Genomic DNA, 23,275 nt, shown 5'->3' with positions numbered 1-23,275 from the left:
TATGCAAAGCGTGGGTATTTTCTGCTTCACTCAAGGCTCGGCCGAGGGCTGGCCGCCCGGATCATAGGGGAATGGCGTAATGGCAACGGTAGACCGCTGGCTGCTGCCAGATGGCATCGAAGAAGTACTGCCACCAGAAGCTGCGCGCATTGAAGTAGCGCGTCGCCAGGTGTTGGATCTGTTCCAGAGCTGGGGTTACGAGTTTGTCGTGACCCCCCATATCGAGTACCTGGAATCCCTGCTGACCGGCGCGGGCCAGGACCTGGATCTGCGCACCTTCAAGGTCATCGACCCGCAATCGGGCCGGCAAATGGGTTTCCGTGCCGACATCACGCCGCAGGTGGCGCGCATCGATGCGCACACCCTGCGCCGCGAAGGCCCGAGCCGCCTGTGCTACGCCGGCAGCGTGCTGCATGCTCAGCCGCGTGCATTGTCGTCTTCGCGCAGCCCGATCCAGTTGGGCGCCGAGTTGTACGGTGATGCCAGCCCGAGCAGCGACGTTGAAGTGATCAGCCTGATGCTGGCCATGCTGCAACTGGCCGATGTGCCGGATGTACACATGGACCTGGGCCACGTTGGTATCTACCGTGGTCTGGCCCGTGCGGCTGGTTTGTCCGGTGAAGTGGAGCAACAGTTGTTCGATGCCTTGCAGCGCAAGGCGATCGATGAAGTCATCGCCCTGACTGCAGGCGTGCCTGCGGACCTGGCCGACATGCTGCGCGCACTGGTGAACCTGTGCGGTGGCCGTGAAGTGCTGATGGCTGCCCGTGAGCGCCTGGCCAATGCGCCGGCGCCGGTATTGGCTGCACTGGATGATGTGTTTGCGATTGCCGAGCAGTTGTCGGCGCGCTTCCCCGAGTTGCCGCTGTATTTCGACCTGGGTGAGTTGCGCGGCTATCACTACCACACCGGTGTGGTGTTTGCCGTTTTTGTGCCGGGTGTTGGCCAGGCCATCGCCCAGGGCGGTCGTTATGACGATATCGGCGCTGACTTCGGTCGCGCACGTCCGGCGACTGGCTTTTCTACCGATTTGAAAACCCTGGTGACCCTGGGGCGTGCTGAGGTCGAGCTGCCGTCTGGTGGCATCTGGATGCCCGACAGTACGGACGCAGCACTCTGGCAGCAGGTTTGCCAGTTGCGCAGTGAGGGTCAGCGTGTTGTCCAGGCTTTGCCTGGGCAGCCATTGGCCGCCGCCCGTGAAGCGGACTGCGACCGGCAATTGATTCTGCAGAACGGGCTTTGGCAAGTATCGCCACTGGCTTCTTGAGTTTTCCTGCCGGCCATCGCCGGCACCAAGTTTGCGCGAATGAGGACAAGTGTTATGGGTAAGAATGTCGTAGTCCTGGGCACCCAATGGGGTGATGAGGGCAAAGGCAAGATCGTTGATCTGCTGACCGAACATGCTGCCGCCGTAGTGCGCTACCAAGGTGGCCACAACGCTGGCCACACCCTGGTCATCGATGGCGAAAAAACCGTTTTGCACCTGATCCCGTCGGGCGTGCTGCGCGAAGGCGTGCAGTGCCTGATCGGCAACGGTGTTGTGGTTGCACCTGACGCCCTGCTGCGTGAGATCACCAAGCTGGAAGAGAAAGGCGTACCGGTGCGCGAGCGCCTGCGTATCAGCCCGTCCTGCCCGCTGATCCTGTCCTTCCACGTTGCGCTGGACCAGGCCCGTGAAAAGGCGCGTGGCGAGCTGAAGATCGGCACCACCGGTCGCGGCATTGGCCCGGCTTACGAAGACAAGGTTGCACGTCGTGGCCTGCGTGTGGGCGACCTGCTCAACATGCCGCGCTTTGAAGACAAGCTGCGTGAACTGGTGGATTACCACAACTTCATGCTGGTGGGTTACTACAAAGAGCCGGCCATCGAGTTCGAAAAGACTCTGGCTGAGTGCAAGGAATACGCTGAGCTGCTCAAGCCGCTGATGCTGGACGTGACCGCCGAGCTGCACGACCTGCGTCGCGCCGGCAAAGACATCATGTTCGAAGGCGCCCAGGGTTCGTTGCTGGACATCGATCACGGCACCTATCCGTACGTGACCAGCTCCAACACCACCGCGGGTGGCGTTGCGACCGGTTCGGGCGTTGGCCCGATGTTCCTGGACTACATCCTGGGCATCACCAAGGCTTACACCACGCGCGTGGGTTCGGGCCCGTTTCCGACTGAGCTGTTCGACGCAGTCGGCGCGCACCTGGCCAAGCAAGGTCACGAGTTCGGTGCTACCACTGGCCGCGCCCGTCGTTGCGGCTGGTTCGACGCCGTTATCCTGCGCCGCGCTATCGATGTGAACAGCATCTCGGGCATCTGCCTGACCAAGCTGGACGTTCTCGACGGCCTGGAAACCATCAACATCTGCATCGGCTACAAAGATGCCGAAGGCAAGGATGTTGCACCGACCGACGCTGACAGCTACGTAGGCCTGCAGCCTGTGTACGAAGAAGTGCCGGGCTGGACCGAATCGACCGTGGGCGCCAAAACCCTGGAAGAACTGCCGGCCAATGCTCGTGCCTACATCAAGCGTGTTGAAGAGCTGATCGGCGCGCCGATCGACATTATTTCGACAGGCCCGGACCGCAACGAGACCATCGTTCTGCGTCACCCGTTCGCTTAATAAGCTGTTGATGTAAAAAGCAAAGGGCTCCTTCGGGAGCCCTTTTTTGTGGCTGGCTGGCAATCGGCACGACCCTTGCTACGGTTCTTTCTTTCGCGGTGCTATCAAATTAATGGCACCCGTGGTGGAGGGATTTACCGTGTCTGCCGTTCTCTCATTGTTACAAAGCCGGCTGTTGCGGCCGGTGTTCGTTACCCTAGGTATCGCTCTTTTGGTGCAAGTGCTGGTGGCCGTTGCCCTGACGCGAAGCACCGTGACGGCGTTGGAAGCGGATTTAAGCAGCCGCCTGGGTGCCGACAGCCAGAAACTGTCTGGCGAGCTGGCGCAAGCCGGCAAGGAAGTCACCTCGAGCCTGGACAGCTTGTCTTCGAGCACGCGCCAGCGCCTGACCGCAGGGCTTTCCACGCGCCTGCAAGAGGAGCAGAAGCAACTGCGTGCGACCCTGGAAAAAGACCTGCAGGACTCGGCCAATGACATGGCCCAACTGCTGGCGTCGGTGGCGCCCCGCGCCATGTGGGACAGCGACGTGCCGACATTGTCGGAGTTCGCCCGGCGCGCCCAGCGTAATCCCAACGTGTTGTTCGTGGTGTATGACGACGCCGCTGGCGAGCACCTGACCCGTTACCTCAATCGCGAAAACCCGATCAACCAGGCACTGCTCGACAAGGGCAAGGGCGACCGAGCCTTGGATAAGGTCCTGGATGCGGCTAAAAACGACCCTTCGGTGTTCTACGTCGAGGCGTCCATCAGCCCCAACGGCACGGAGATCGGCAAAGTCCGTATGGGCGTCTCGACCAAAGCCGTAGAGGCCGACCTGGCGGCGCTGGACAAGCGTTTTGCCGCACTGATCGCGAGCAGTGATCAGTTGGTCGGTGACAGCCTCAAAGGCGCCGCCGCCGACAGCGCAGCGGCCATGGGCGCGCGCCTGCAATCGGCGCAAGCCACTGCCACCCAGATGACCGCCAACACCAGCAGCGCCGTACAGGACGCTGCGGGAGCGTTGCGCTGGCGCATCGGCCTGGGGCTCGCCCTTGTCGGGTTTGGCGTATTGCTGCTGATCGCCATCGTGCTGGGGCGCCGTGTGGTCAATCGGCTGAAGTTGTTGATTGCCGCTATGGACGACCTGGCGGCGGGCGAGGGCGACCTCACCAAGCGTGTGCAGATCAATAGCAAGGACGAAATCGGCGACATGGCCTCGGCGGTCAATCGCTTTGTGGATAAGTTGCAGCCAATCGTGCGTGAGGCCGGCGATGTGGCACAGCGCACCGGCGTCGAAATCGGCGCCATGACCTTGCGCAATGCCGGGGCTGACAAGGCGGCCGGTTTGCAGCGCGACGAAGTTGCCGAAAGCTTGCGCGCTCTGTCGCAAATGGCCGATGAGGCCCAGGCCGAAAGCCATGCAATGCAGGCAGCGTTGCAGCAGGTGGTGGGTATTCGCCAGGCCACGGACGAAAACTCACGGACCTCGGCTGAGGTCGGCAGCCTGATCGAAGCGCTGGCGGGGCAAGTGCAGGCCGGTTCCCAGGTGATCGAGCGGTTGGCGCAGCAAAGCGAGCAGATCGAAGTGGTGTTGACGGTGATTCACGGGATTGCCGAGCAGACCAACCTGCTGGCCCTGAATGCGGCGATTGAAGCGGCGCGTGCCGGTGAGACCGGGCGAGGTTTTGCGGTGGTGGCGGACGAAGTGCGGGCGCTGGCGAGTAAAACCCAAAGCTCCACTGGGGATATCCAGGCGCATATCGTGGCGTTGCAGCAGGGCGCACGGGAAGCGGTGGAAACCATCGGCAAGGCCGGGCGCCAGGCGAATGAAGGGTTGTTGGTGCTGCGCGACAGTGTGCGCTTGCAACAGTCGGTGCAGGCTTCGGTGGAGCAAGTGCATGCGGCGATTGGCCTGGCGACGCGTGCGGCCGAGCACCAGGCCCAGGGCGCGCATGCGGTGCGTGGCCGGGTCGAGGTGATCCACGCCCAGGCCGAGCGGGCCGCGCAGGCGGTGGTGGAGACGACGGCCAGTGGCAAGGTGCTGGATGGGTTGGCAGCGCAGTTGAAGGCGAGTTTGGGGCAGTTTCGGGCTTAGCGTCGTCTGCGCCGGCCTCATCGCAGGCAAGCCAGCTCCCACATTTGACCGAGTTCCAGCGTTGGAATGCAATCGAATGTGGGAGCTGGCTTGCCTGCGATAGCGGTCTCAGCGGCTCAAATACATCCGCGTCGTCAGCAGATACACCGGCAACCCCGACACCAGAATCAACAGCGCCGCATACGGCGCCGCCGCCGCAAACTCAACATTCGAGGTATGCGCCCACACGGCAGTCGCCAGGGTATTCAGCCCCGTTGGGCTGAGGAGCAAAGTCGCCGTCAGCTCCTTCATCGCATCCAGAAACACCAACGCGAACGCCGCCCCCAAGGCCGGGAAAATAATCGGCAAGGTCACCCGGCAAAACGCGCTGAACGACGAGGAGCCCAGCGTGCGTGCCGCCTCTTCCAATTGCGGCGCAGCTTTGTTCAGTGCGGTTCGAATCGGCGCCTGAGCGAGCGGCAAAAACAACAGCGCATAAGCAATCAGCAGCAGCGCCGAGGTCTGATACAGCGCCGGCACATAGTGCAGGGCGAAATACACCAGTGTCAGCGCAATCACCAACCCTGGCAGGGCATGCAGCAGATAAGGCAGGCGCTCAGCCCAAATCGCCAACTGGCCTTTGTAGCGCACCACCAGCAGCCCCACCGGTACAGCTAATACCAGGCAAAGCGCAGCGCCGCCCAACGACAGTGCCAGAGAGGACAGCAGTGCCTCACCAATCTCGGCCACCGGGAATGCCGCCGATGAGCCCACTGCCAGCCAATAAGCGAGCATCCCCAGCGGAATGCCGCTGCCAATGATCGCCAGCGCCAGGCAGTACAGCTGGCCCACGGTCGACCATTTGCCCAGCTTTACCTGTTCAGCATGCCGCGCCGCGCCCTGGCCGATGCGCACATGCCGGCCCTTGCCGCGCACCCGCAGCTCCAGCCACAGCAGCGTCAGGCACATCACCAGCAGCACCGCCGAGAGCATCGCGGCATTGGCGTTGCTGAATTCCAGTTCGAACTGTTGGTAGATCGCGGTGGTAAAGGTTTGCAGGCCGATGATCGACAGCGCGCCGAATTCCACCAGCATATGCAGCGCGATCAGCAGGGCTCCGGCCAGCAGCGAGGGCCAGAGCAACGGCAGTGTAATTCGGAAAAAAACGCCCCAGCGATTCAGTCCCAGCGTGCGGGCCGACTCTTCAAGGGATGGATCAAGATTGCGCAATGTCGCCGCCACCGGCAGAAACACCAGTGGGTACTTGGACAGGGTCATCACCAGTATTGCCCCGCCAAGCCCTTCGAAGTTGGCGCTCAGCGAGACCCAGGTAAAGCTGCTGACAAAGGCCGGTACCGCAAACGGCAGGCACAGGATTACTCCCCAGATGCGTCGCCCCGGCAGGTTGCTGCGCTCCAGTAGCCACGCCAGTGACAGGCCGATCACGCCGCAAGCCACCGTCACCCCAACCATCAAAGCCAAGGTGTTGCGCAACAGCCCGAACACATACGGCCGCCACAGCAGGTGCACCGCCTCCGCCCAGCCGGCCTGCCAGGCCTTGGTCCCGACATATACCAGCGGCAGCAGGCTCAGGCCAACCAGAAACAGCACGGGTAACAACAACCAGATCGGCGGGCGTTTGCGCCGGGGGGTGAATACCCCGGCGGGTAGCGATGGGTTCATCAGTTCAAGCCAACGTCACGTTCCAGGTCCAGGGCTTCTTCGGCGTTGCCAAGGTCTGCCGGGGTGACTTTCGGCGGTTGCAGCTCGCTGAACGGCTTGAGGCCGCGATTGGATTGCATGCCCTTGCGCAGCGGGTATTCGGCCGAGGTATTGGTGATGACGCGCTGGCCTTCTTCACTGGCCATGAATGCCAGGAGTTGCTGGGCTTCTTTGGGGTGCTTGCTGGATTTGAGCGCCGCCGCCGAGGACACGGTGATCAGGCCGCCCACATCGCCATCGGTGAAGTAATGCAGCTGAGAATCCAGGTTGGTTTTTTCTTTCTTCAGGGCGAACCAGTAGTAGTTGTTCACCAGCACGGTGGCCACTTCGCCGTTTTCCACGGCCTTGAGCGCGACCATATTGTTGCTGTACACCTTGCCGAAGGCGCGCAGGCCGGTCAGCCATTCTTCAGCAGCTTCGCGACCGTGCAGCTTGATAATCGCCACGGCCTGCTCCTGAAATGCGCCACTGGTGGGCACGAAGCCGACTTTGCCTTGCCACTCGGGGCCAGCGAAATCGAGTACCGATTTGGGCAGGTCTTTTTCGGCGATCAGTTTGGGGTTAAAGGCCACGACGCGGGTACGAGCGGTCACGCCCATCCAGTCACCGTTGCTGCCGACGTAATCCTTGGGCAATACGTCCAGCGTGCTCGCATCAATCTTGGCCAGCAGGCCTTGCTCGCCGAGTTTGTTCAGCGGCGGCGATTCTTCTGTGTAGATCACATCGGCAGGGGAGCGCTCGCCTTCTTCCACGACCTGGCTGGCGAGCTGGTTGCTGCTGCCTTTGCGCACGTTGACGTGAATGCCGGTCTTGGCTTCGAAGGCCTTGGCGAGTTCATCGCCGACTTCTTTGTGCTGGCCGTTGTACAGGGTCAGGGACACCTTGTCGGCGGAGTAGGCGGTGGGCGAGAGCAGCGTCAAGCCAAGCAGGGTGAGGGTCAGGCCACGCAGAAGGGATGTCTTGAGACGGTTATCGCGGATCATCATCCGAAGTGTTCCTCGCTTGTATGCAACAAATCATTGCAAGGATAAACGATAAAACTTCTCAAGTGCGGATGAGGGGAGAATCCTTGGGGAAGTTTTCAAACCCCGGAAACGAAAAAACCCGCTTTCGCGGGTTTGATCTGAATTTGGTGCCCAGGAGAAGACTCGAACTTCCACGACCTTGCGATCACCAGCACCTGAAGCTGGCGTGTCTACCAATTTCACCACCTGGGCATTATCAACAACGCTTGCGCTGTTGATGGAGCGAACTATACGGAGCGCTTTTTAATCTGTAAACCCCTGATATCAAAAATATAATTCAATATTCTTGTTAAAAATCAGAGGCCTGAAACGAAAAAACCCGCTTTCGCGGGTTTAATCTGAATTTGGTGCCCAGGAGAAGACTCGAACTTCCACGACCTTGCGATCACCAGCACCTGAAGCTGGCGTGTCTACCAATTTCACCACCTGGGCAGCATCAACAACGTTGCCGTCGTCGATGGCGCGCACTATACGGAGGCGATTTTGAGCTGTAAAGCCCTGCGATGAAAAAAGCCCGGAAAATTTCGCCAATGGTCATTCAAGGCGCTTTCCGAGGGCTGCAAAGGCCTTTTAAACGCTTGTTGACACCTGAAATTTCCCGTTTCAATACGCGTATGCCAAACTAACCCGCATATAGACAAGGTGAAAACTCTCTAATGGCCGATTGGCAGTCCCTCGATCCCGAGGCCGCTCGTGAAGCGGAAAAATATGAAAACCCTATTCCTAGCCGCGAACTGATCCTGGCGCATCTCGCCGATCGTGGTTCGCCTGCTAGCCGCGAGCAGTTGGTTGAAGAGTTCGGTCTGACCACCGAAGACCAGCTCGAAGCCCTGCGCCGCCGTTTGCGTGCCATGGAGCGCGATGCTCAACTGATCTACACCCGTCGTGGCACCTATGCGCCTGTGGATAAGCTCGACTTGATCCTGGGCCGCATCGCCGGCCATCGGGATGGCTTCGGCTTCCTGATCCCGGATGACGGCAGCGACGACCTGTTCATGAGCCCGGCGCAAATGCGCCTGGTATTCGACGGCGACCGTGCCCTGGCCCGCGTTTCCGGCCTGGACCGTCGTGGTCGCCGTGAAGGCGTGATCGTCGAAGTGGTGTCCCGTGCCCACGAGTCCATCGTTGGCCGTTACTTCGAAGAAGGCGGCATCGGCTTTGTAGTGCCGGATAACCCGAAGGTCCAGCAGGAAGTGCTGATCACCCCGGGTCGCAATGGCGCCGCCAAGGTCGGCCAGTTCGTCGAGGTGAAAATCACCCACTGGCCAACCGCGCGCTTCCAGCCACAGGGCGATATTGTTGAAGTGGTCGGCAACTACATGGCGCCGGGCATGGAAATCGACGTTGCGCTGCGCACCTACGATATTCCTCACGTCTGGCCCGAGGCTGTGCTCAAGGAAGCCGCCAAGCTCAAGCCGGAAGTGGAAGAGAAAGACAAGGAAAAACGCATCGACCTGCGCCATCTGCCGTTCGTCACCATCGACGGCGAAGATGCCCGCGACTTCGACGATGCGGTCTATTGCGAAGCCAAGCCTGGCAAGCTGCGCCTGTTCTCCGGCGGCTGGAAGTTGTTCGTCGCGATTGCCGACGTCTCCAGCTATGTGAAGATCGGTTCGGCCCTGGATAACGAAGCCCAGGTGCGCGGCAACTCCGTGTACTTCCCTGAGCGCGTGATCCCGATGCTGCCTGAGCAGCTGTCCAACGGCCTGTGCTCCCTGAACCCGAAAGTCGACCGTTTGGCCATGGTGTGCGAGATGACCATCTCCAAAACCGGCGAAATGACCGACTACCAGTTCTACGAAGCGGTGATCCACTCCCAGGCGCGCCTGACCTACAACAAGGTCAGCACCATCCTGGAAGCGCCGAAGACCAGCGAAGCCAAGGCCTTGCGTGGCGAATATGCCGACGTAGTGCCGCACCTCAAGCAGCTTTACGCGCTGTACAAGGTGTTGCTGGGCGCACGTCATGTGCGTGGCGCAATCGACTTTGAAACCCAGGAAACCCGGATTGTCTTCGGTTCCGAGCGCAAGATCGCGGCCATTACGCCGACCACGCGCAACGATGCGCACAAGCTGATCGAGGAGTGCATGCTGGCGGCCAACGTGGCCACCGCAGAGTTCCTCAAAAAGCACGAAATTCCTGCCCTGTACCGCGTGCACGACGGCCCGCCGCCGGAGCGTTTGGAAAAACTGCGCGCTTTCCTCGGTGAGCTTGGCCTGTCCCTGCACAAAGGCAAGGACGGCCCGACGCCGAAGGATTACCAGGCGCTGCTGGCCAGCATCAAGGACCGTCCGGATTACCACGTGATCCAGACCGTGATGCTGCGCTCTCTGAGCCAGGCGGTGTACAGCGCCGATAACCAGGGCCACTTCGGCCTGAATTACGAGGCGTACACCCACTTCACTTCGCCGATTCGTCGTTACCCGGACCTGCTCACGCACCGGGCGATCCGCAGCGTGATCCACTCCAAGCAGAACACCCCGCACGTCAAGCGCGCCGGTGCCATGACCATTCCGAAGGCACGGATCTATCCGTACGACGAAGCGGCCCTGGAACAGCTGGGCGAGCAGTGCTCCATGAGCGAGCGCCGCGCCGACGAAGCCACCCGCGACGTAGTGAACTGGCTCAAGTGCGAGTTCATGAAAGACCGCGTGGGCGAGTCGTTCCCTGGTGTGATCACTGCCGTGACGGGTTTTGGCCTGTTCGTCGAGCTGACCGACATTTACGTCGAAGGCTTGGTGCACGTCACTGCGCTGCCGGGCGATTACTACCACTTCGACCCTGTGCATCACCGCCTGGCGGGCGAGCGTACCGGTCGCAGCTTCCGTTTGGGTGACACCGTGGAAGTGCAGGTCATGCGCGTCGACCTCGACGAGCGCAAGATCGACTTCGGCATGCCCGACAAGCCGACCGAAACACCGACTGGCCGTAAAAAGCGTGGCAGCGAACCGACTGCGCCAGCCAGCAAAGGCAAGGGCGCGCCTGCGAAAGCAGCGCCCACCGAGCCTGCGCCAGCCAAGGCCGCTCGTCGTTCGTCCACCAAGGAGAAGGCCCCAGAGGCCTACCGCCCGAGCGATGCAGCGGCGAAAAACGCTGAAGTGCGCAAGAGCCGTGAGTTGAAGCAGCAGTTGCTCAACGAAGCCAAAAGCGGTGGTAAAGCGGCGTCTGGGGGAAAGTCCCACGGGGCGGAAAAGCCGTCGAGCAAACCGAGTAAACACCGTAAAGGCCCGCCTAAAGCGGGTTCGGCCCCCGCGAAAAGCGGCGGGTCGCGCAAACCTAAGGCCAAGTCATGAGTCTGGAAAAAATCTACGGCGTGCACGCCGTAGAAGCACTGCTGCGTCATCACCCTAAACGCGTCAAGCAGGTGTGGTTGGCCGAAGGCCGCAGCGAGCCGCGTGTACAAGCGCTGGTCGAGCTGGCTACGCAAAACAAGGTTGCCATCGGCCAGGCCGAGCGCCGTGAAATGGACGTGTGGGTCGAGGGCGTTCACCAAGGCGTGGTTGCGGACGTAAGCCCGAGCCAGGTCTGGGGCGAAGCGATGCTCGACGAGCTGCTCGACCGTACCGAAGGCGCACCACTGTTGCTGGTGCTGGACGGCGTGACCGACCCGCACAACCTCGGCGCTTGCCTGCGTTCGGCCGATGCCGCCGGTGCGCTGGCGGTGATCGTGCCTAAGGACAAGTCGGCAACCCTGACGCCGGTCGTGCGTAAAGTCGCGTGCGGCGCGGCGGAAGTGATTCCACTGGTGGCCGTGACCAACCTGGCGCGTACCCTGGAGAAACTCCAGCAGCGCGGCCTTTGGATCGTGGGCACTGCAGGCGAAGCCGAGGTCAGCATTTATGACCAGGACCTCACCGGCCCGACCATCCTGATCATGGGGGCCGAAGGCAAAGGCATGCGTCGCCTGACCCGCGAGCACTGCGATTACCTGGTGAAATTGCCGATGGCCGGTAGCGTCAGCAGCCTCAACGTGTCGGTTGCCACCGGCGTGTGCTTGTTCGAGGCCCAGCGTCAGCGCGGTGCCAAGGCCAAGAGCAAGAAGTAACCCGATCAAAAATGTGCGGCCGGGCTTGTGTGGGAGCTGGCTTGCCTGCGATAGCATCACCTCTGTATCACTGATACACCGAGGTGCCTGCATCGCAGGCAAGCCAGCTCCCACAGAATTTCAGCTCCCGCAGTCGTTTCAGGGTGTTTGGAAGATTGTTCAAATAATCACCAATCACCTTGCGCCGTTTCTCCCCCTTCTCTACAATTGCGCCCCTTGCCTTCCTGGCAGGCACCTATGTGCCTCCCTGCGGCAAGATCCATAAGTGTCATTCACTCCTTGTCTGACCGTTTTTGAGCGGCAGGCTACAACCCGTAAGGAGCATTCATGCGTCATTACGAAATCATCTTTTTGGTCCACCCGGATCAAAGCGAGCAAGTCGGCGGCATGGTTGAGCGTTACACCAAGCTGATCGAAGAAGACGGCGGCAAAATCCACCGTCTGGAAGATTGGGGCCGTCGTCAACTGGCCTACGCAATCAACAATGTTCACAAGGCTCACTACGTGATGCTGAACGTTGAGTGCACTGGCAAGGCCCTGGCCGAGCTGGAAGACAACTTCCGCTACAACGATGCAGTGATCCGTAACCTGGTCATCCGTCGCGAAGAAGCCGTTACCGGCCAATCCGAGATGCTCAAGGCTGAAGAAAACCGCAGTGAGCGCCGTGAGCGTCGCGACCGTCCTGAGCACGAAGGCGCTGAAAGCGCTGATAGTGATGACAGCGACAACAGCGATAACGCTGACGAGTAATCCACGGACCTTTTAAGGAGCCTATCAAATGGCACGTTTCTTCCGTCGTCGTAAATTCTGCCGCTTCACCGCTGAAGACGTGAAAGAGATCGATTACAAAGATCTCAACACTCTGAAAGCCTACGTATCCGAGACCGGCAAAATCGTTCCAAGCCGTATCACCGGTACCAAAGCACGTTATCAGCGTCAGCTGGCCACCGCTATCAAGCGCGCCCGCTTCCTGGCCCTGCTGGCCTACACCGACAGCCACGGCCGCTGAGACCGGGCAGTCGACAAGTAGTAAGGGATTGAATGCATGCGCGCCTTAGCTGAGTTCATCATGCGCGGTCGCGTGCAGGCCACTCTGGTAGTGGCCGGATGTGCGGCATTGCCGCTGCTTTATTGGTTGGGTGCTGCTGCAGGTTGCCTTGTGCTCCTGCGGCGCGGTTTGAAGGACGCCCTTGGCGTTCTTGCCCTGGGATTGTTGCCGGCCTTGATCTGGTGGCTTCAATTCGGTGATCCACGGGTACTTCTGGTACTGCTGGGGTCATCGAGCCTTGCGTTGGTTTTACGCGCAAGTGAGTCCTGGGTCCGCACGCTGCTGGTCAGCGTGGCATTGGGGTTGGTGTACTCAGTGATGCTTGGCGCGGCTTTCCGCCCGCAAATCGAAGCGCTGTCGCAAGAGATCGTCAAGATCCTGCCGATGGCCCTCGGGGATCTCTACCAGCAATTGTCGGTAGATGAGCGAGCGCGGTTTGCGTCACTGATTGCCCCGGTCCTGACCGGCCTGATTGCGGCATTGTTGCAGGTCGTCAGCGTGCTGAGCCTGATTGTTGGGCGTTATTGGCAAGCGTTGTTGTACAACCCGGGTGGTTTTGGTCGCGAATTTCGCAGTATCAGAATCCCAGCGGGGCCGGCGATGTTGCTGCTGGCGTGCATGGTTGTCGGGCCGAACTTCGGCCCACAGATGGCCTTGCTGGCGCCGATTTGCAGTGTACCGCTGGTGTTTGCCGGGCTGGCCCTGATTCACGGGCTGGTTGCGCGAAAGCGCCTGGCCAAGTTCTGGCTGGTGGGGTTGTACGTCACGATGTTGCTGTTTATGCAGCTGATCTATCCGTTACTCGTGGTTTTGGCCATTGTCGACGGCCTGATTGATTTTCGCGGTCGTCTGGCGTCGAAAGACGCCGATAACGCGAACGGTGAAGGTTAAAAGTTAGAGGATTTTCACATGCAACTGATCCTTCTGGAAAAAGTCGCCAACCTGGGCAACCTGGGCGACAAAGTGAACGTTAAGGCCGGCTACGGTCGTAACTACCTGCTGCCATACGGCAAAGCCACCGCTGCAACCGCTGCCAACCTGGCTGCGTTTGAAGAGCGTCGTGCTGAGCTGGAAAAAGCCGCAGCAGACAAAAAAGCTTCGGCCGAAACTCGCGCTGCCCAACTGGCTGAGCTGGAAGTGACTATCACTGCCACCGCCGGTGACGAAGGCAAGCTGTTCGGTTCGATCGGCACCCACGACATCGCTGATGCACTGACCGCCTCCGGCGTTGAAGTGCAGAAGAGCGAAGTTCGTCTGCCGAACGGCACCATCCGCAACGTAGGCGAATTCGACGTAGCCGTGCACCTGCACGCTGAAGTTGAAGCCACCGTACGCGTTGTAGTGGTAGCAGCTTAAGCAACACCTAACTGACTGGCACCTCGCGTGCCAGGCGGTTAACATCGGGCACGATCCTGTTTACAGGTCGTGCCTTTTGTTTTTCTACACACCCCTAATTCCAAGTGGCCATGAACGATATTTCAGCTCCTGAGCAATACGATCTGCAAACCGCTGCCCTGAAGGTGCCGCCGCATTCCATCGAGGCCGAACAGGCCGTGCTCGGTGGCTTGATGCTGGATAACAACGCCTGGGAACGCGTGCTGGATCAAGTCTCGGACGGTGATTTCTATCGCCATGACCACCGCCTGATCTTCCGCGCCATTGCCAAGCTGGCCGACCAGAACTCGCCGATCGACGTGGTAACCCTGGCCGAACAGCTGGACAAGGAAGGCCAGACCTCCCAAGTCGGCGGTCTGGGCTACCTGGGTGAGCTGGCGAAAAACACGCCATCCGTCGCCAACATCAAGGCGTATGCGCAGATCGTTCGCGAGCGCGCCACCCTGCGCCAGTTGATCGGAATCAGCACCGAAATCGCCGACAGCGCCTTCAACCCCGAAGGCCGCACCGCCGCCGAGATCCTTGATGAGGCTGAACGCCAGATCTTCCAGATCGCCGAAGCGCGGCCGAAAACCGGTGGCCCAGTCAGCGTCAACGACCTGTTGACCAAGGCCATCGACCGCATCGACACCTTGTTCAACACCGACAACGCCATCACGGGTATTTCCACCGGCTACACCGACCTCGACGAGAAGACCAGCGGCCTGCAGCCGTCTGACTTGATCATCGTCGCCGGCCGTCCATCCATGGGTAAAACCACCTTTGCGATGAACCTGGTGGAAAACGCCGTGCTGCGCAGCGACAAAGCCGTACTGGTTTACTCGCTGGAGATGCCTGGTGAATCGCTGATCATGCGTATGCTTTCCTCGCTTGGCCGTATCGACCAGACCAAGGTGCGAGCCGGTCGCCTGGAAGACGACGATTGGCCGCGCCTGACGTCGGCGGTCAACTTGCTTAACGACCGCAAGCTGTTTATCGATGACACCGCCGGTATCAGCCCATCAGAGATGCGTGCACGTACTCGCCGGCTGGTGCGTGAGCACGGCGACATCGCCCTGATCATGATCGACTACCTGCAGCTGATGCAGATTCCAGGCTCCAGCGGTGACAACCGCACCAACGAGATTTCCGAAATCTCCCGGTCGCTCAAAGCCCTGGCCAAGGAATTCAACTGCCCGGTGGTGGCGCTGTCCCAGCTCAACCGTTCCCTTGAGCAACGCCCGAACAAGCGCCCGGTGAACTCCGACTTGCGGGAATCCGGAGCGATCGAGCAGGATGCTGACGTGATCATGTTCGTGTACCGCGACGAGGTGTATCACCCCGAGACGGAGCACAAAGGCATTGCCGAGATCATCATCGGCAAGCAGCGGAACGGGCCAATCGGCTTTATCCGCCTGGCGTTTATCGGTAAGTACACGCGCTTCGAGAACCTGGCGCCGGGCAGCTATAACTTCGACGATGACGAGTAAGTTTCAGCGCCTGTAAGGGCCTCATCGCAGCATAGGTATCTACACAACCGGTTAACACGAAGTCTGTGGCAGGTGGGCTGTTGTGGCGAGCAGGCTTGTCCTGCGTTGGGCTGCGAAGCGGCCCCAGTACAAGCACGGCAATTTTGCTGAAAGTACTCAGCGTCTGTTTTTGGGGCTGCTTCGCAGCCCAACGCAGGACAAGCCTGCTCGCCACAGGAGAAATAGGCTGCTTTTAAAAGTTGTGTAGATACCTATGCTCATCGCAGGCAAGCCAGCTCCCACATTTGAAGGTATTCACCGTTCGAGTGTGGGAGCTGGCTTGCCTTCGATTGCATCAGCACAATTCCGACCATTACCGTCGGAATTGGTCAAAATTTGTGCTATATTCCGCGCCCGCGATTTTTCATCTCAACACCGGTCACCGTCATGCAAACAGCCAAGCCGTTATTTGACTATCCCAAGTACTGGGCCGAATGTTTCGGTCCTGCGCCATTCCTGCCGATGAGCAGGGAGGAGATGGATCAGCTTGGCTGGGATTCCTGCGACATCATCATCGTCACCGGTGATGCGTATGTGGATCACCCGTCGTTTGGCATGGCGATCATCGGCCGGCTGCTGGAGTCCCAGGGCTTTCGCGTCGGGATCATTGCGCAGCCGAACTGGCAGTCCAAAGACGACTTCATGAAGCTCGGCGAGCCGAACCTGTTCTTCGGCGTCGCGGCCGGCAACATGGACTCGATGATCAACCGTTACACCGCTGACAAGAAAATCCGTTCCGACGACGCCTACACCCCAGGCGGCATGGCCGGCAAACGCCCGGACCGCGCCAGCCTGGTGTACAGCCAGCGTTGCAAGGAAGCCTACAAGAACGTGCCGATCGTACTTGGCGGCATCGAAGCGTCCCTGCGCCGCATCGCCCACTACGATTACTGGCAGGACCGTGTGCGCAACTCGATCCTGATCGATGCCTGCGCCGACATCCTGCTGTACGGCAACGCCGAGCGGGCCATCGTCGAAGTTGCCCAGCGCCTGTCGTGGGGCCACAAGATCGAAGACATCACCGACGTGCGCGGCACCGCGTTCATTCGCCGTGACACGCCTGCAGGCTGGTACGAGGTGGACTCCACGCGTATCGACCGTCCGGGCAAGATCGACAAGATCATCAACCCGTATGTGAATACCCAGGACACCCAGGCCTGCGCCATCGAGCAGGAAAAAGGCCCGGTTGAAGACCCGGAAGAAGCCAAGGTCGTACAAATTCTTGCCAGCCCGCGCATGACCCGTGACAAGACGGTCATTCGTCTGCCGTCCATGGAAAAAGTCCGTGGCGACTCGGTCCTGTACGCCCACGCCAACCGCGTGCTGCACCTGGAAACCAACCCGGGCAACGCCCGCGCTTTGGTGCAGAAGCATGGCGAAGTGGACGTGTGGTTCAACCCGCCGCCCATCCCTATGACCACCGAAGAAATGGACTACGTGTTCGGCATGCCTTACGCCCGCGTCCCGCACCCGGTGTACGGCAAGGAAAAGATCCCGGCCTACGACATGATCCGTTTCTCGGTGAACATCATGCGTGGCTGCTTCGGTGGCTGTACTTTCTGCTCGATCACCGAGCACGAAGGCCGCATCATCCAGAACCGTTCCGAAGAGTCGATCATTCGCGAGATTGAAGAGATCCGCGACAAAGTGCCAGGCTTTACCGGCGTGATCTCCGACCTCGGCGGCCCGACCGCGAACATGTACCGCATCGCCTGCAAGAGCCCGGAAATCGAATCCGCGTGCCGCAAGCCGTCATGCGTGTTCCCGGGCATCTGCCCGAACCTGAACACCGATCACTCCTCGTTGATTCAGCTGTATCGCAGCGCCCGTGCGTTGCCGGGTGTGAAGAAGATTCTGATTGCTTCCGGCCTGCGCTACGACCTTGCGGTCGAGTCGCCGGAGTACGTCAAGGAGCTGGTTACCCACCACGTCGGCGGTTACCTCAAGATCGCCCCGGAACACACCGAGGAAGGTCCGCTCAACCAGATGATGAAACCGGGCATTGGCAGCTATGACAAGTTCAAGCGCATGTTCGAGAAGTACACCAAGGAAGCGGGCAAGGAACAGTACCTGATCCCGTACTTCATCGCCGCCCACCCGGGCACCACCGATGAAGACATGATGAACCTGGCCCTGTGGCTCAAGGGCAATGGCTTCCGCGCCGACCAGGTGCAGGCGTTCTACCCGTCGCCGATGGCCACCGCCACCGCCATGTACCATTCGGGCAAGAACCCGCTGCGCAAGGTCACCTACAAGAGCGACGCGGTCACCATCGTCAAGAGCGAGGAACAGCGCCGTCTGCACAAGGCCTTCCTGCGCTACCACGACCCGAAAGGCTGGCCGATGCTGCGTGAAGCACTGACGCGCATGGGCCGCGCCGACCTGATCGGGCCGGGCAAGGATCAGTTGATCCCGCTGCACCAGCCGTCCACCGACAGCTACCAGAGCGCCCGTCGCAAGAACTCGACGCCGGCTGGCAGCCATAAGGTTGCGAAGGAGACCACCACCAGGATCCTCACCCAGCACACCGGCCTGCCACCGCGCGGCAGTGATGGCAGCAACCCGTGGGACAAGCGTGAGCAAGCCAAGGCGGCAGCTCAGGCGCGTAACAAGCAGGCGGCTAAAGAACGCAGTGATGCGGCGAAGGGCAAAGGCGGCAAGCCTGCGCGCAAGCCGGTCGTGCCGCGCTGATCGCAACCTGAATATGCAAAACGCCAGCCTCGTGCTGGCGTTTTGCTTTCTATTCGCTGGCGTGCCTGTTTGTTAAGGTGGCGCCCATTAGATCGCCATCGCAGGCAAGCCAGCTCCCACAAAGCCGGCCCGGCCACCCTCATATTCAAGGAAGAACACCCATGAGCAACCCCCTGCTCTCCATCGGCATGGACTCCAACCGCTCCCAATTCATGGCGCGCCAGCGTATCGAAAGCCAGATCAACCTGCCACGGTTGTTCGCCGCCATCGATGCCGACCCCGGCATTGTCGGCGCCGGTGTGGTGTACATCGACGCCGACTTCAATGTGATCACCCTGCGCGAATTCAAGCCCCTCTGCAGCATTAAGCCCAAGCGCATCATTTTGCGCGAAGCACAGAAGTACATTTCGCCCGCGCAATTTGTGGAGCAGGTCAAGACCGACCCACGGGAAGAACGCCTCAGAAAAGAGGCGTTTGATATGGGCTTGTCGTGCACCGCCGCGATTATCGGTTGGATCGTGGTGTTCAGCGGCAGCGTCGCCGTGCCTTTTACGGCGGGCGCCAGCGCGTTCGTGGTGGGCATTGGCGTGACGGCGGCGCTGGCCAGCAGTGCGCAATGCGGGTTTGGCGTGGCGCGTACCTACAACGAGATACTCGACCCTGACGCTAACGACCGGATGGATGACGCCGAATGGTTCGGCGCTGTTTCAACCATCCTTGATACGGCTTCCCTGGTGGGGATCGGCACCGGCGCGCTGACCACGGTGAAGCTGCTCAGGGCCAAAAAGGCTGCCGCTCTGGGCAAGAGTTGGTATGAATTGCTCAAGGGTTTAAATCGCCAGGAACGCAAGAAACTGACCAAGGAGCTGCTAAGCCTGCGCGACCCCAGCCTGACGCCCAAGTTGCTCAAGTTGCAGCAGCGTGCAGGCAAACTGACCAAGAGCTTCAGCTCCACGGAAATTCGGCATGCCACCCTGACCCAGATGAAAGACGCATTGGGCGGCATCCTCGGTATCGTGGGCAGCTACCGCAGCGGTAGCGTGGGCACTGCCACCACCCTTGCAATCGGCTTGTACGAGGACCTCACCGAATGAAAGGTTTCCCCGACATGGGCAGTTTTCTCGCGCGCTATTTCCCGGTGTTCATGGGCACGATCTTCATGGCGATCTTTTCCGGCGCGTCTGCTGTATCCCTCGCCGGCGTGACGTATTTGCGGGGTGTCGATGCGTCGCTTAAATCCGACTACTCAGGCCTCGCAATTTTGCTGCTGGTGGCGGTGCTGGTCTTTGCCAACGTGATGGTTGCGCGTGGCCGCCCATGGGCCACCGGCCTGGTGGCGGGTTATCTGGGTTGCTGCCTGCTGTTCGTGCTGCCGATGATCCAGTACCCCATTCCCAAACTGGTCTACGGCTCGGCGGTACTCTTTCCGCTGTTGGGGTTGCTCCTGCTTAACAGCAAGCGCCACCGCGAAATGCGCCAAAAGCTGCTCGAAGTCCGCCACCTTCGCGAAGCCACGATCGCTCGCCACAAAACGCGCTGACTGGGTAGATTCACCACCCGGCCTCACACGCACGCCACAAATATGTGCAAGCCTTGCACCACGGCACCCACGTTGGCGCCGTTTTGGTGCTGTACTGCACCGGGTCTTACGATAAAGCGCAATGACGGCCGCTCTGGCATAAGTCTTGCGCGCTTTGTGTTCATGCCCTGGCTCGCAGGAGGCCGCCGTGTCGATTCATGTCGCGTTGCACCACGTTACGCATTACCGCTATGACCGCGCTGTCGAACTCGGCCCACAGATCGTGCGCTTGCGCCCGGCTGCCCATAGCCGCACGCGGATCTTGTCTTACGCGCTCAAAGTGCTGCCCGAGCAGCACTTCATCAATTGGCAGCAAGACCCGCAGGGCAATTACCTGGCGCGCCTGGTATTCCCGGAAAAGACTGATGAGTTGCGCATTGAGGTCGACCTCGTCGCCGAGATGGCGGTATTCAACCCGTTCGATTTTTTCCTCGAGCCCTACGCCGAAAAAATCCCCTTCAGCTACGCCGCCGATGAGCAGCGTGAGCTGGCGCCGTACCTGGAAACCTTGCCGCTGACGCCAAAGTTTGCCGCCTATCTGGCCGGCATCGACCGCACGCCGCTGCCGGCTGTGGATTTTCTGGTCGGGCTCAATCAGCGCCTGGCGGCCGACATCGGCTATTTGATCCGTATGGAACCGGGCGTACAAACGCCGGAATTCACCTTGGGCGCCGCTTCCGGCTCCTGCCGCGATTCGGCGTGGCTGCTGGTGCAACTACTGCGCAACCTGGGGCTGGCGGCGCGGTTTGTGTCGGGCTACTTGATCCAGCTCACCGCCGACGTCAAAGCCCTCGATGGCCCGTCCGGCACCGAAGTCGACTTCACCGACCTGCACGCCTGGTGCGAGGTGTACTTGCCCGGCGCGGGCTGGATCGGCCTGGACGCCACCTCCGGGCTGTTCGCCGGTGAAGGGCATATCCCATTGGCCTGTAGCCCTGATCCTTCGTCCGCTGCGCCAATCAGCGGGCTGGTGGAACCCTGCGAGTGCGAATTTACCCACGAGATGTCGGTGGAGCGCATTTGGGAAGCGCCGCGTGTCACCAAGCCCTACACCGAAGAGCAATGGCTGGCGATCCAGGCGTTGGGCCGGCAGATCGACGCCGACCTGCTCAAGGATGATGTACGCCTGACCATGGGCGGCGAGCCGACCTTTGTCTCCATCGATGATCCCGACGGCGCCGAGTGGAACACCGCGGCGCTGGGGCCGGACAAGCGTCGCCTGTCTGCCGAGCTGTTCCAGCGCATGCGCGCGCACTACGCGCCCAAAGGCCTGGTGCATTTCGGCCAGGGCAAGTGGTACCCCGGCGAGCAACTGCCGCGCTGGTCGCTCAATTGCTACTGGCGCCGCGACGGCGTGCCGATCTGGCACAACAGCGCGCTGATCGCCGATGAACAACAGGACTACGGCGCCGATGGCGTGATGGCCGGGCGCTTCCTGGCCAGTGTCGCCGAGCGCCTTAAACTGCCGGCACGCTTTGTGTTCCCGGCTTTCGAAGACAACTTCTACTACCTGTGGCGCGAAGGTGCGCTGCCGCAAAACGTCACCGCCCAGGACCCGCGCCTGAGTGATGACCTGGAGCGCGAGCGTCTGCGCAAAGTGTTCAGCCAGGGCCTGGATAAAGTCATCGGCCAAGTGTTGCCGCTGGCGCGCACGGCGGCCAATGACCGCTGGCAGAGTGGGCGCTGGTACCTGCGTGATAACCACTGCCGTCTGGTGCCGGGTGATTCGCCGTTGGGTTACCGCCTGCCGTTGGCCTCGCAGCCATGGGTGACGGCGGCGGAATACCCATTTGTGCATCCCACCGACCCGAATCAGGATCAGCCGGACCTGCCGACCACCGCGCAACTGCAAAGCCATGGCACGCCTGCGCCGAGCGACGAGCGCGTGCCCAAGGTCGACGAATCCGCCGATTGGCTGACTCGCACCGCCTTGTGTGCCGAAGCACGGGAAGGGCGTTTGTACCTGTTTATGCCGCCGCTGGAACGCGTCGAGGATTACCTGGAGTTGGTGGCCGCTATTGAAGCCACCGCCGAAGAACTGCATTGCCCGGTGTTGCTGGAAGGTTACGAGCCGCCGTTCGATACGCGCTTGAGCAACTTCCGGGTCACGCCGGATCCGGGTGTGATCGAGGTCAATGTACAGCCGTCCGCCACTTGGGATGAGCTGGTAGAACGCACCGAGTTCCTCTACGAAGAGGCGCGGCAAACCCGCCTGACCACCGAAAAGTTCATGATCGACGGGCGCCACACCGGCACCGGCGGTGGTAACCACTTTGTGCTGGGCGGCGCTACGCCGAAAGACTCACCGTTCCTTCGCCGCCCGGATTTGCTGCGCAGCCTGATCAGCTACTGGCATAACCATCCGTCCTTGTCGTACCTGTTTTCCGGGCTGTTTATCGGCCCGACCTCCCAGGCGCCACGGGTGGATGAAGCGCGTAACGACGCGCTGTATGAGCTGGAAATCGCCTTCGCACAAATGCCCGAGCCTGGCGAAGAATGCCCGCCATGGTTGGTCGACCGGCTGTTGCGCAACCTGCTGATCGACGTGACCGGCAACACCCACCGCGCCGAATTCTGCATCGACAAACTCTACTCGCCCGATGGCGCCACTGGCCGCCTGGGTCTGTTGGAACTGCGTGCGTTTGAAATGCCGCCCCATGCGCGCATGAGCCTCACCCAGCAATTGCTGCTGCGGGCCTTGGTCGCGCGCTTCTGGCGTGAGCCGTATGCACCAGCAAAACTGGCGCGCTGGGGCACGGAGCTGCACGATCGCTTTTTGCTGCCGCACTTTATCGAGCAGGATTTTGCCGACGTGATCGTCGAGCTGAATGCTGCTGGTTACCCGCTGCGCGCCGAATGGTTTGCCGCGCACCTGGCGTTTCGTTTCCCCAAGGTCGGCGACTACGCCGTCAGCGGTATCGAACTGGAGTTGCGCCAGGCGTTGGAGCCTTGGCACGTGCTGGGCGAAGAAGGCGCCGTCGGTGGCACGGTGCGTTACGTGGACTCATCCCTGGAACGCTTGCAGGTGAAGTTGAGCGGCTTGGCGCCGCAACGCTACCTGCTGACCTGCAACGGCATCCCGGTGCCGTTGCAGCCGACCGGGCGTATCGGCGAGTTCGTCGCTGGCGTGCGTTATCGCGCCTGGCAACCGGCCAACTGTTTGCAACCGACCATCGCGGTGCATGCGCCGTTGGTGTTCGACTTGCTCGATACCTGGATGCAACGCTCGCTGGGCGGCTGCCAGTACCACGTCGCGCATCCGGGTGGGCGCAATTACGACAGCTTGCCGGTGAATGCCAATGAGGCGGAGAGCCGGCGTATGGCGCGGTTTTTCCGCATCGGCCACAGCCCAGGCAAATTGCCTGTGCCGCCCTTGGTGATTAACGATGAACTACCAATGACCCTGGATTTGCGGCGTTTCCCCAATAAAAATGACTAAACCACAATCCAAATGTGGGATGGCTTTTGTGGCGAGGGAGCTTGCTCCCGTTGGGGTGCGAAGCGCCCCCAAAGCAGGCGACTGCTACACAGTCGACCGGGAGCAAGCTCCCTCGCCACAACAAGCCAGCTCCCACACTTGATTGCAGTGAATTTGATT

General features: G+C 60.7%; 16 protein-coding genes and 2 tRNA genes. 14 read left to right on the top strand and 4 right to left on the bottom strand.

Going from position 1 to position 23,275, the window contains the following annotated elements:
• Nucleotides 1-79: 79 nt before the first annotated feature.
• The 3 genes from GIW48_RS07725 (at nucleotide 80) to GIW48_RS07715 (ending at nucleotide 4,685) form a co-directional block, all read left to right on the top strand.
• Nucleotides 80-1,267: an ATP phosphoribosyltransferase regulatory subunit gene (locus tag GIW48_RS07725; RefSeq protein WP_170039127.1), complete on the top strand. Its 1,188-nt coding sequence runs from the start codon at nucleotides 80-82 to the stop codon at nucleotides 1,265-1,267.
• A gap of 54 nt (nucleotides 1,268-1,321) precedes the next feature.
• Nucleotides 1,322-2,611 carry an adenylosuccinate synthase gene (locus GIW48_RS07720; RefSeq protein ID WP_017138458.1) on the top strand — a complete coding sequence of 430 codons (1,290 nt, stop codon included), beginning with the start codon at nucleotides 1,322-1,324 and terminating at the stop codon, nucleotides 2,609-2,611.
• A 139-nt stretch (nucleotides 2,612-2,750) separates the two neighbouring features.
• On the top strand, nucleotides 2,751-4,685 hold the full coding sequence (locus tag GIW48_RS07715; RefSeq protein ID WP_017138457.1) for a methyl-accepting chemotaxis protein: 1,935 nt from the start codon (nucleotides 2,751-2,753) through the stop codon (nucleotides 4,683-4,685).
• A gap of 108 nt (nucleotides 4,686-4,793) precedes the next feature.
• Here GIW48_RS07715 and GIW48_RS07710 read toward each other — a convergent pair whose 3' ends face one another.
• From GIW48_RS07710 to GIW48_RS07695, 4 genes are all read right to left on the bottom strand, one after another.
• Nucleotides 4,794-6,347 (bottom strand): ABC transporter permease, encoded by a 1,554-nt coding sequence (locus GIW48_RS07710; protein ID WP_170039131.1) that lies wholly within the window; start codon nucleotides 6,345-6,347, stop codon nucleotides 4,794-4,796.
• Nucleotides 6,347-7,372 (bottom strand): extracellular solute-binding protein, encoded by a 1,026-nt coding sequence (locus GIW48_RS07705; protein ID WP_138449479.1) that lies wholly within the window; start codon nucleotides 7,370-7,372, stop codon nucleotides 6,347-6,349. Before GIW48_RS07705 ends, GIW48_RS07710 begins: the two co-directional genes overlap by 1 nt.
• A 144-nt stretch (nucleotides 7,373-7,516) precedes the next feature.
• Nucleotides 7,517-7,603 (bottom strand) — tRNA-Leu (locus GIW48_RS07700).
• Between the two features lie 153 nt (nucleotides 7,604-7,756).
• Nucleotides 7,757-7,843 (bottom strand) — tRNA-Leu (locus tag GIW48_RS07695).
• Between the two features lie 224 nt (nucleotides 7,844-8,067).
• Here GIW48_RS07695 and rnr point away from each other — a divergent pair.
• The 11 genes from rnr to GIW48_RS07640 all read left to right on the top strand — a co-directional run bounded on the left by rnr (nucleotide 8,068) and on the right by GIW48_RS07640 (nucleotide 23,116).
• Complete coding sequence (gene rnr, locus GIW48_RS07690) at nucleotides 8,068-10,704, top strand: ribonuclease R (RefSeq protein ID WP_099548098.1); 2,637 nt, start codon at nucleotides 8,068-8,070, stop codon at nucleotides 10,702-10,704.
• Nucleotides 10,701-11,456, top strand: coding sequence for a 23S rRNA (guanosine(2251)-2'-O)-methyltransferase RlmB (rlmB, locus tag GIW48_RS07685; RefSeq protein WP_017138453.1), 756 nt, complete (start codon nucleotides 10,701-10,703; stop codon nucleotides 11,454-11,456). The genes rnr and rlmB overlap by 4 nt, the downstream gene beginning before the upstream one ends.
• A 327-nt stretch (nucleotides 11,457-11,783) precedes the next feature.
• Nucleotides 11,784-12,206: a 30S ribosomal protein S6 gene (gene rpsF / locus GIW48_RS07680; protein WP_003217491.1), complete on the top strand. Its 423-nt coding sequence runs from the start codon at nucleotides 11,784-11,786 to the stop codon at nucleotides 12,204-12,206.
• Between the two features lie 28 nt (nucleotides 12,207-12,234).
• Entirely contained in the window at nucleotides 12,235-12,465 is a 231-nt protein-coding gene (gene rpsR / locus GIW48_RS07675; protein WP_002551829.1) for a 30S ribosomal protein S18, read from the top strand.
• A gap of 36 nt (nucleotides 12,466-12,501) precedes the next feature.
• Nucleotides 12,502-13,395, top strand: coding sequence for a hypothetical protein (locus GIW48_RS07670; RefSeq protein ID WP_099548099.1), 894 nt, complete (start codon nucleotides 12,502-12,504; stop codon nucleotides 13,393-13,395).
• An 18-nt stretch (nucleotides 13,396-13,413) separates the two neighbouring features.
• A complete protein-coding gene (gene rplI, locus GIW48_RS07665; RefSeq protein WP_003171376.1) occupies nucleotides 13,414-13,860 on the top strand; it encodes a 50S ribosomal protein L9 in 447 nt (148 codons plus the stop codon).
• A gap of 110 nt (nucleotides 13,861-13,970) precedes the next feature.
• Complete coding sequence (gene dnaB, locus GIW48_RS07660; protein WP_017138451.1) at nucleotides 13,971-15,368, top strand: replicative DNA helicase; 1,398 nt, start codon at nucleotides 13,971-13,973, stop codon at nucleotides 15,366-15,368.
• Nucleotides 15,369-15,794: 426 nt separating this feature from the next.
• Nucleotides 15,795-18,098, top strand: a complete 2,304-nt coding sequence (locus GIW48_RS07655; protein WP_138451339.1) for a YgiQ family radical SAM protein — start codon at nucleotides 15,795-15,797, stop codon at nucleotides 18,096-18,098.
• Between the two features lie 161 nt (nucleotides 18,099-18,259).
• Nucleotides 18,260-19,192, top strand: a complete 933-nt coding sequence (locus GIW48_RS07650) for an NAD synthetase (protein WP_099548100.1) — start codon at nucleotides 18,260-18,262, stop codon at nucleotides 19,190-19,192.
• Nucleotides 19,189-19,638: a hypothetical protein gene (locus GIW48_RS07645; protein WP_176991758.1), complete on the top strand. Its 450-nt coding sequence runs from the start codon at nucleotides 19,189-19,191 to the stop codon at nucleotides 19,636-19,638. Before GIW48_RS07650 ends, GIW48_RS07645 begins: the two co-directional genes overlap by 4 nt.
• Nucleotides 19,639-19,825: 187 nt before the next feature.
• Nucleotides 19,826-23,116, top strand: coding sequence for a transglutaminase family protein (locus GIW48_RS07640; RefSeq protein WP_236461951.1), 3,291 nt, complete (start codon nucleotides 19,826-19,828; stop codon nucleotides 23,114-23,116).
• The last annotated feature ends 159 nt before the right edge of the window (nucleotides 23,117-23,275 follow it).

Source organism: Pseudomonas sp. PA-6-3C (assembly GCF_021605825.1).
Taxonomy (GTDB): Bacteria; Pseudomonadota; Gammaproteobacteria; order Pseudomonadales; family Pseudomonadaceae; genus Aquipseudomonas; species Aquipseudomonas edaphica.
The sequence above is the reverse complement of the archived record's forward strand: the minus strand, read 5'-3'. Positions and strand labels throughout refer to the sequence as shown.

Bases quoted from the DNA above. Each gene is read 5' to 3' on its own strand.
- GIW48_RS07725 (WP_170039127.1), top strand. From the start codon at position 80: ATGGCAACGGTAGACCGCTGGCTGCTGCCAGATGGCATCGAAGAAGTA.
- rpsR (WP_002551829.1), top strand. From the start codon at position 12,235: ATGGCACGTTTCTTCCGTCGTCGTAAATTCTGCCGCTTCACCGCTGAA.
- GIW48_RS07645 (WP_176991758.1), top strand. From the start codon at position 19,189: ATGAAAGGTTTCCCCGACATGGGCAGTTTTCTCGCGCGCTATTTCCCG.
- rplI (WP_003171376.1), top strand. From the start codon at position 13,414: ATGCAACTGATCCTTCTGGAAAAAGTCGCCAACCTGGGCAACCTGGGC.
- dnaB (WP_017138451.1), top strand. From the start codon at position 13,971: ATGAACGATATTTCAGCTCCTGAGCAATACGATCTGCAAACCGCTGCC.
- GIW48_RS07705 (WP_138449479.1), bottom strand. From the start codon at position 7,372: ATGATGATCCGCGATAACCGTCTCAAGACATCCCTTCTGCGTGGCCTG.
- GIW48_RS07655 (WP_138451339.1), top strand. From the start codon at position 15,795: ATGCAAACAGCCAAGCCGTTATTTGACTATCCCAAGTACTGGGCCGAA.
- GIW48_RS07650 (WP_099548100.1), top strand. From the start codon at position 18,260: ATGAGCAACCCCCTGCTCTCCATCGGCATGGACTCCAACCGCTCCCAA.
- GIW48_RS07670 (WP_099548099.1), top strand. From the start codon at position 12,502: ATGCGCGCCTTAGCTGAGTTCATCATGCGCGGTCGCGTGCAGGCCACT.
- GIW48_RS07720 (WP_017138458.1), top strand. From the start codon at position 1,322: ATGGGTAAGAATGTCGTAGTCCTGGGCACCCAATGGGGTGATGAGGGC.
- rpsF (WP_003217491.1), top strand. From the start codon at position 11,784: ATGCGTCATTACGAAATCATCTTTTTGGTCCACCCGGATCAAAGCGAG.
- rlmB (WP_017138453.1), top strand. From the start codon at position 10,701: ATGAGTCTGGAAAAAATCTACGGCGTGCACGCCGTAGAAGCACTGCTG.
- rnr (WP_099548098.1), top strand. From the start codon at position 8,068: ATGGCCGATTGGCAGTCCCTCGATCCCGAGGCCGCTCGTGAAGCGGAA.
- GIW48_RS07710 (WP_170039131.1), bottom strand. From the start codon at position 6,347: ATGAACCCATCGCTACCCGCCGGGGTATTCACCCCCCGGCGCAAACGC.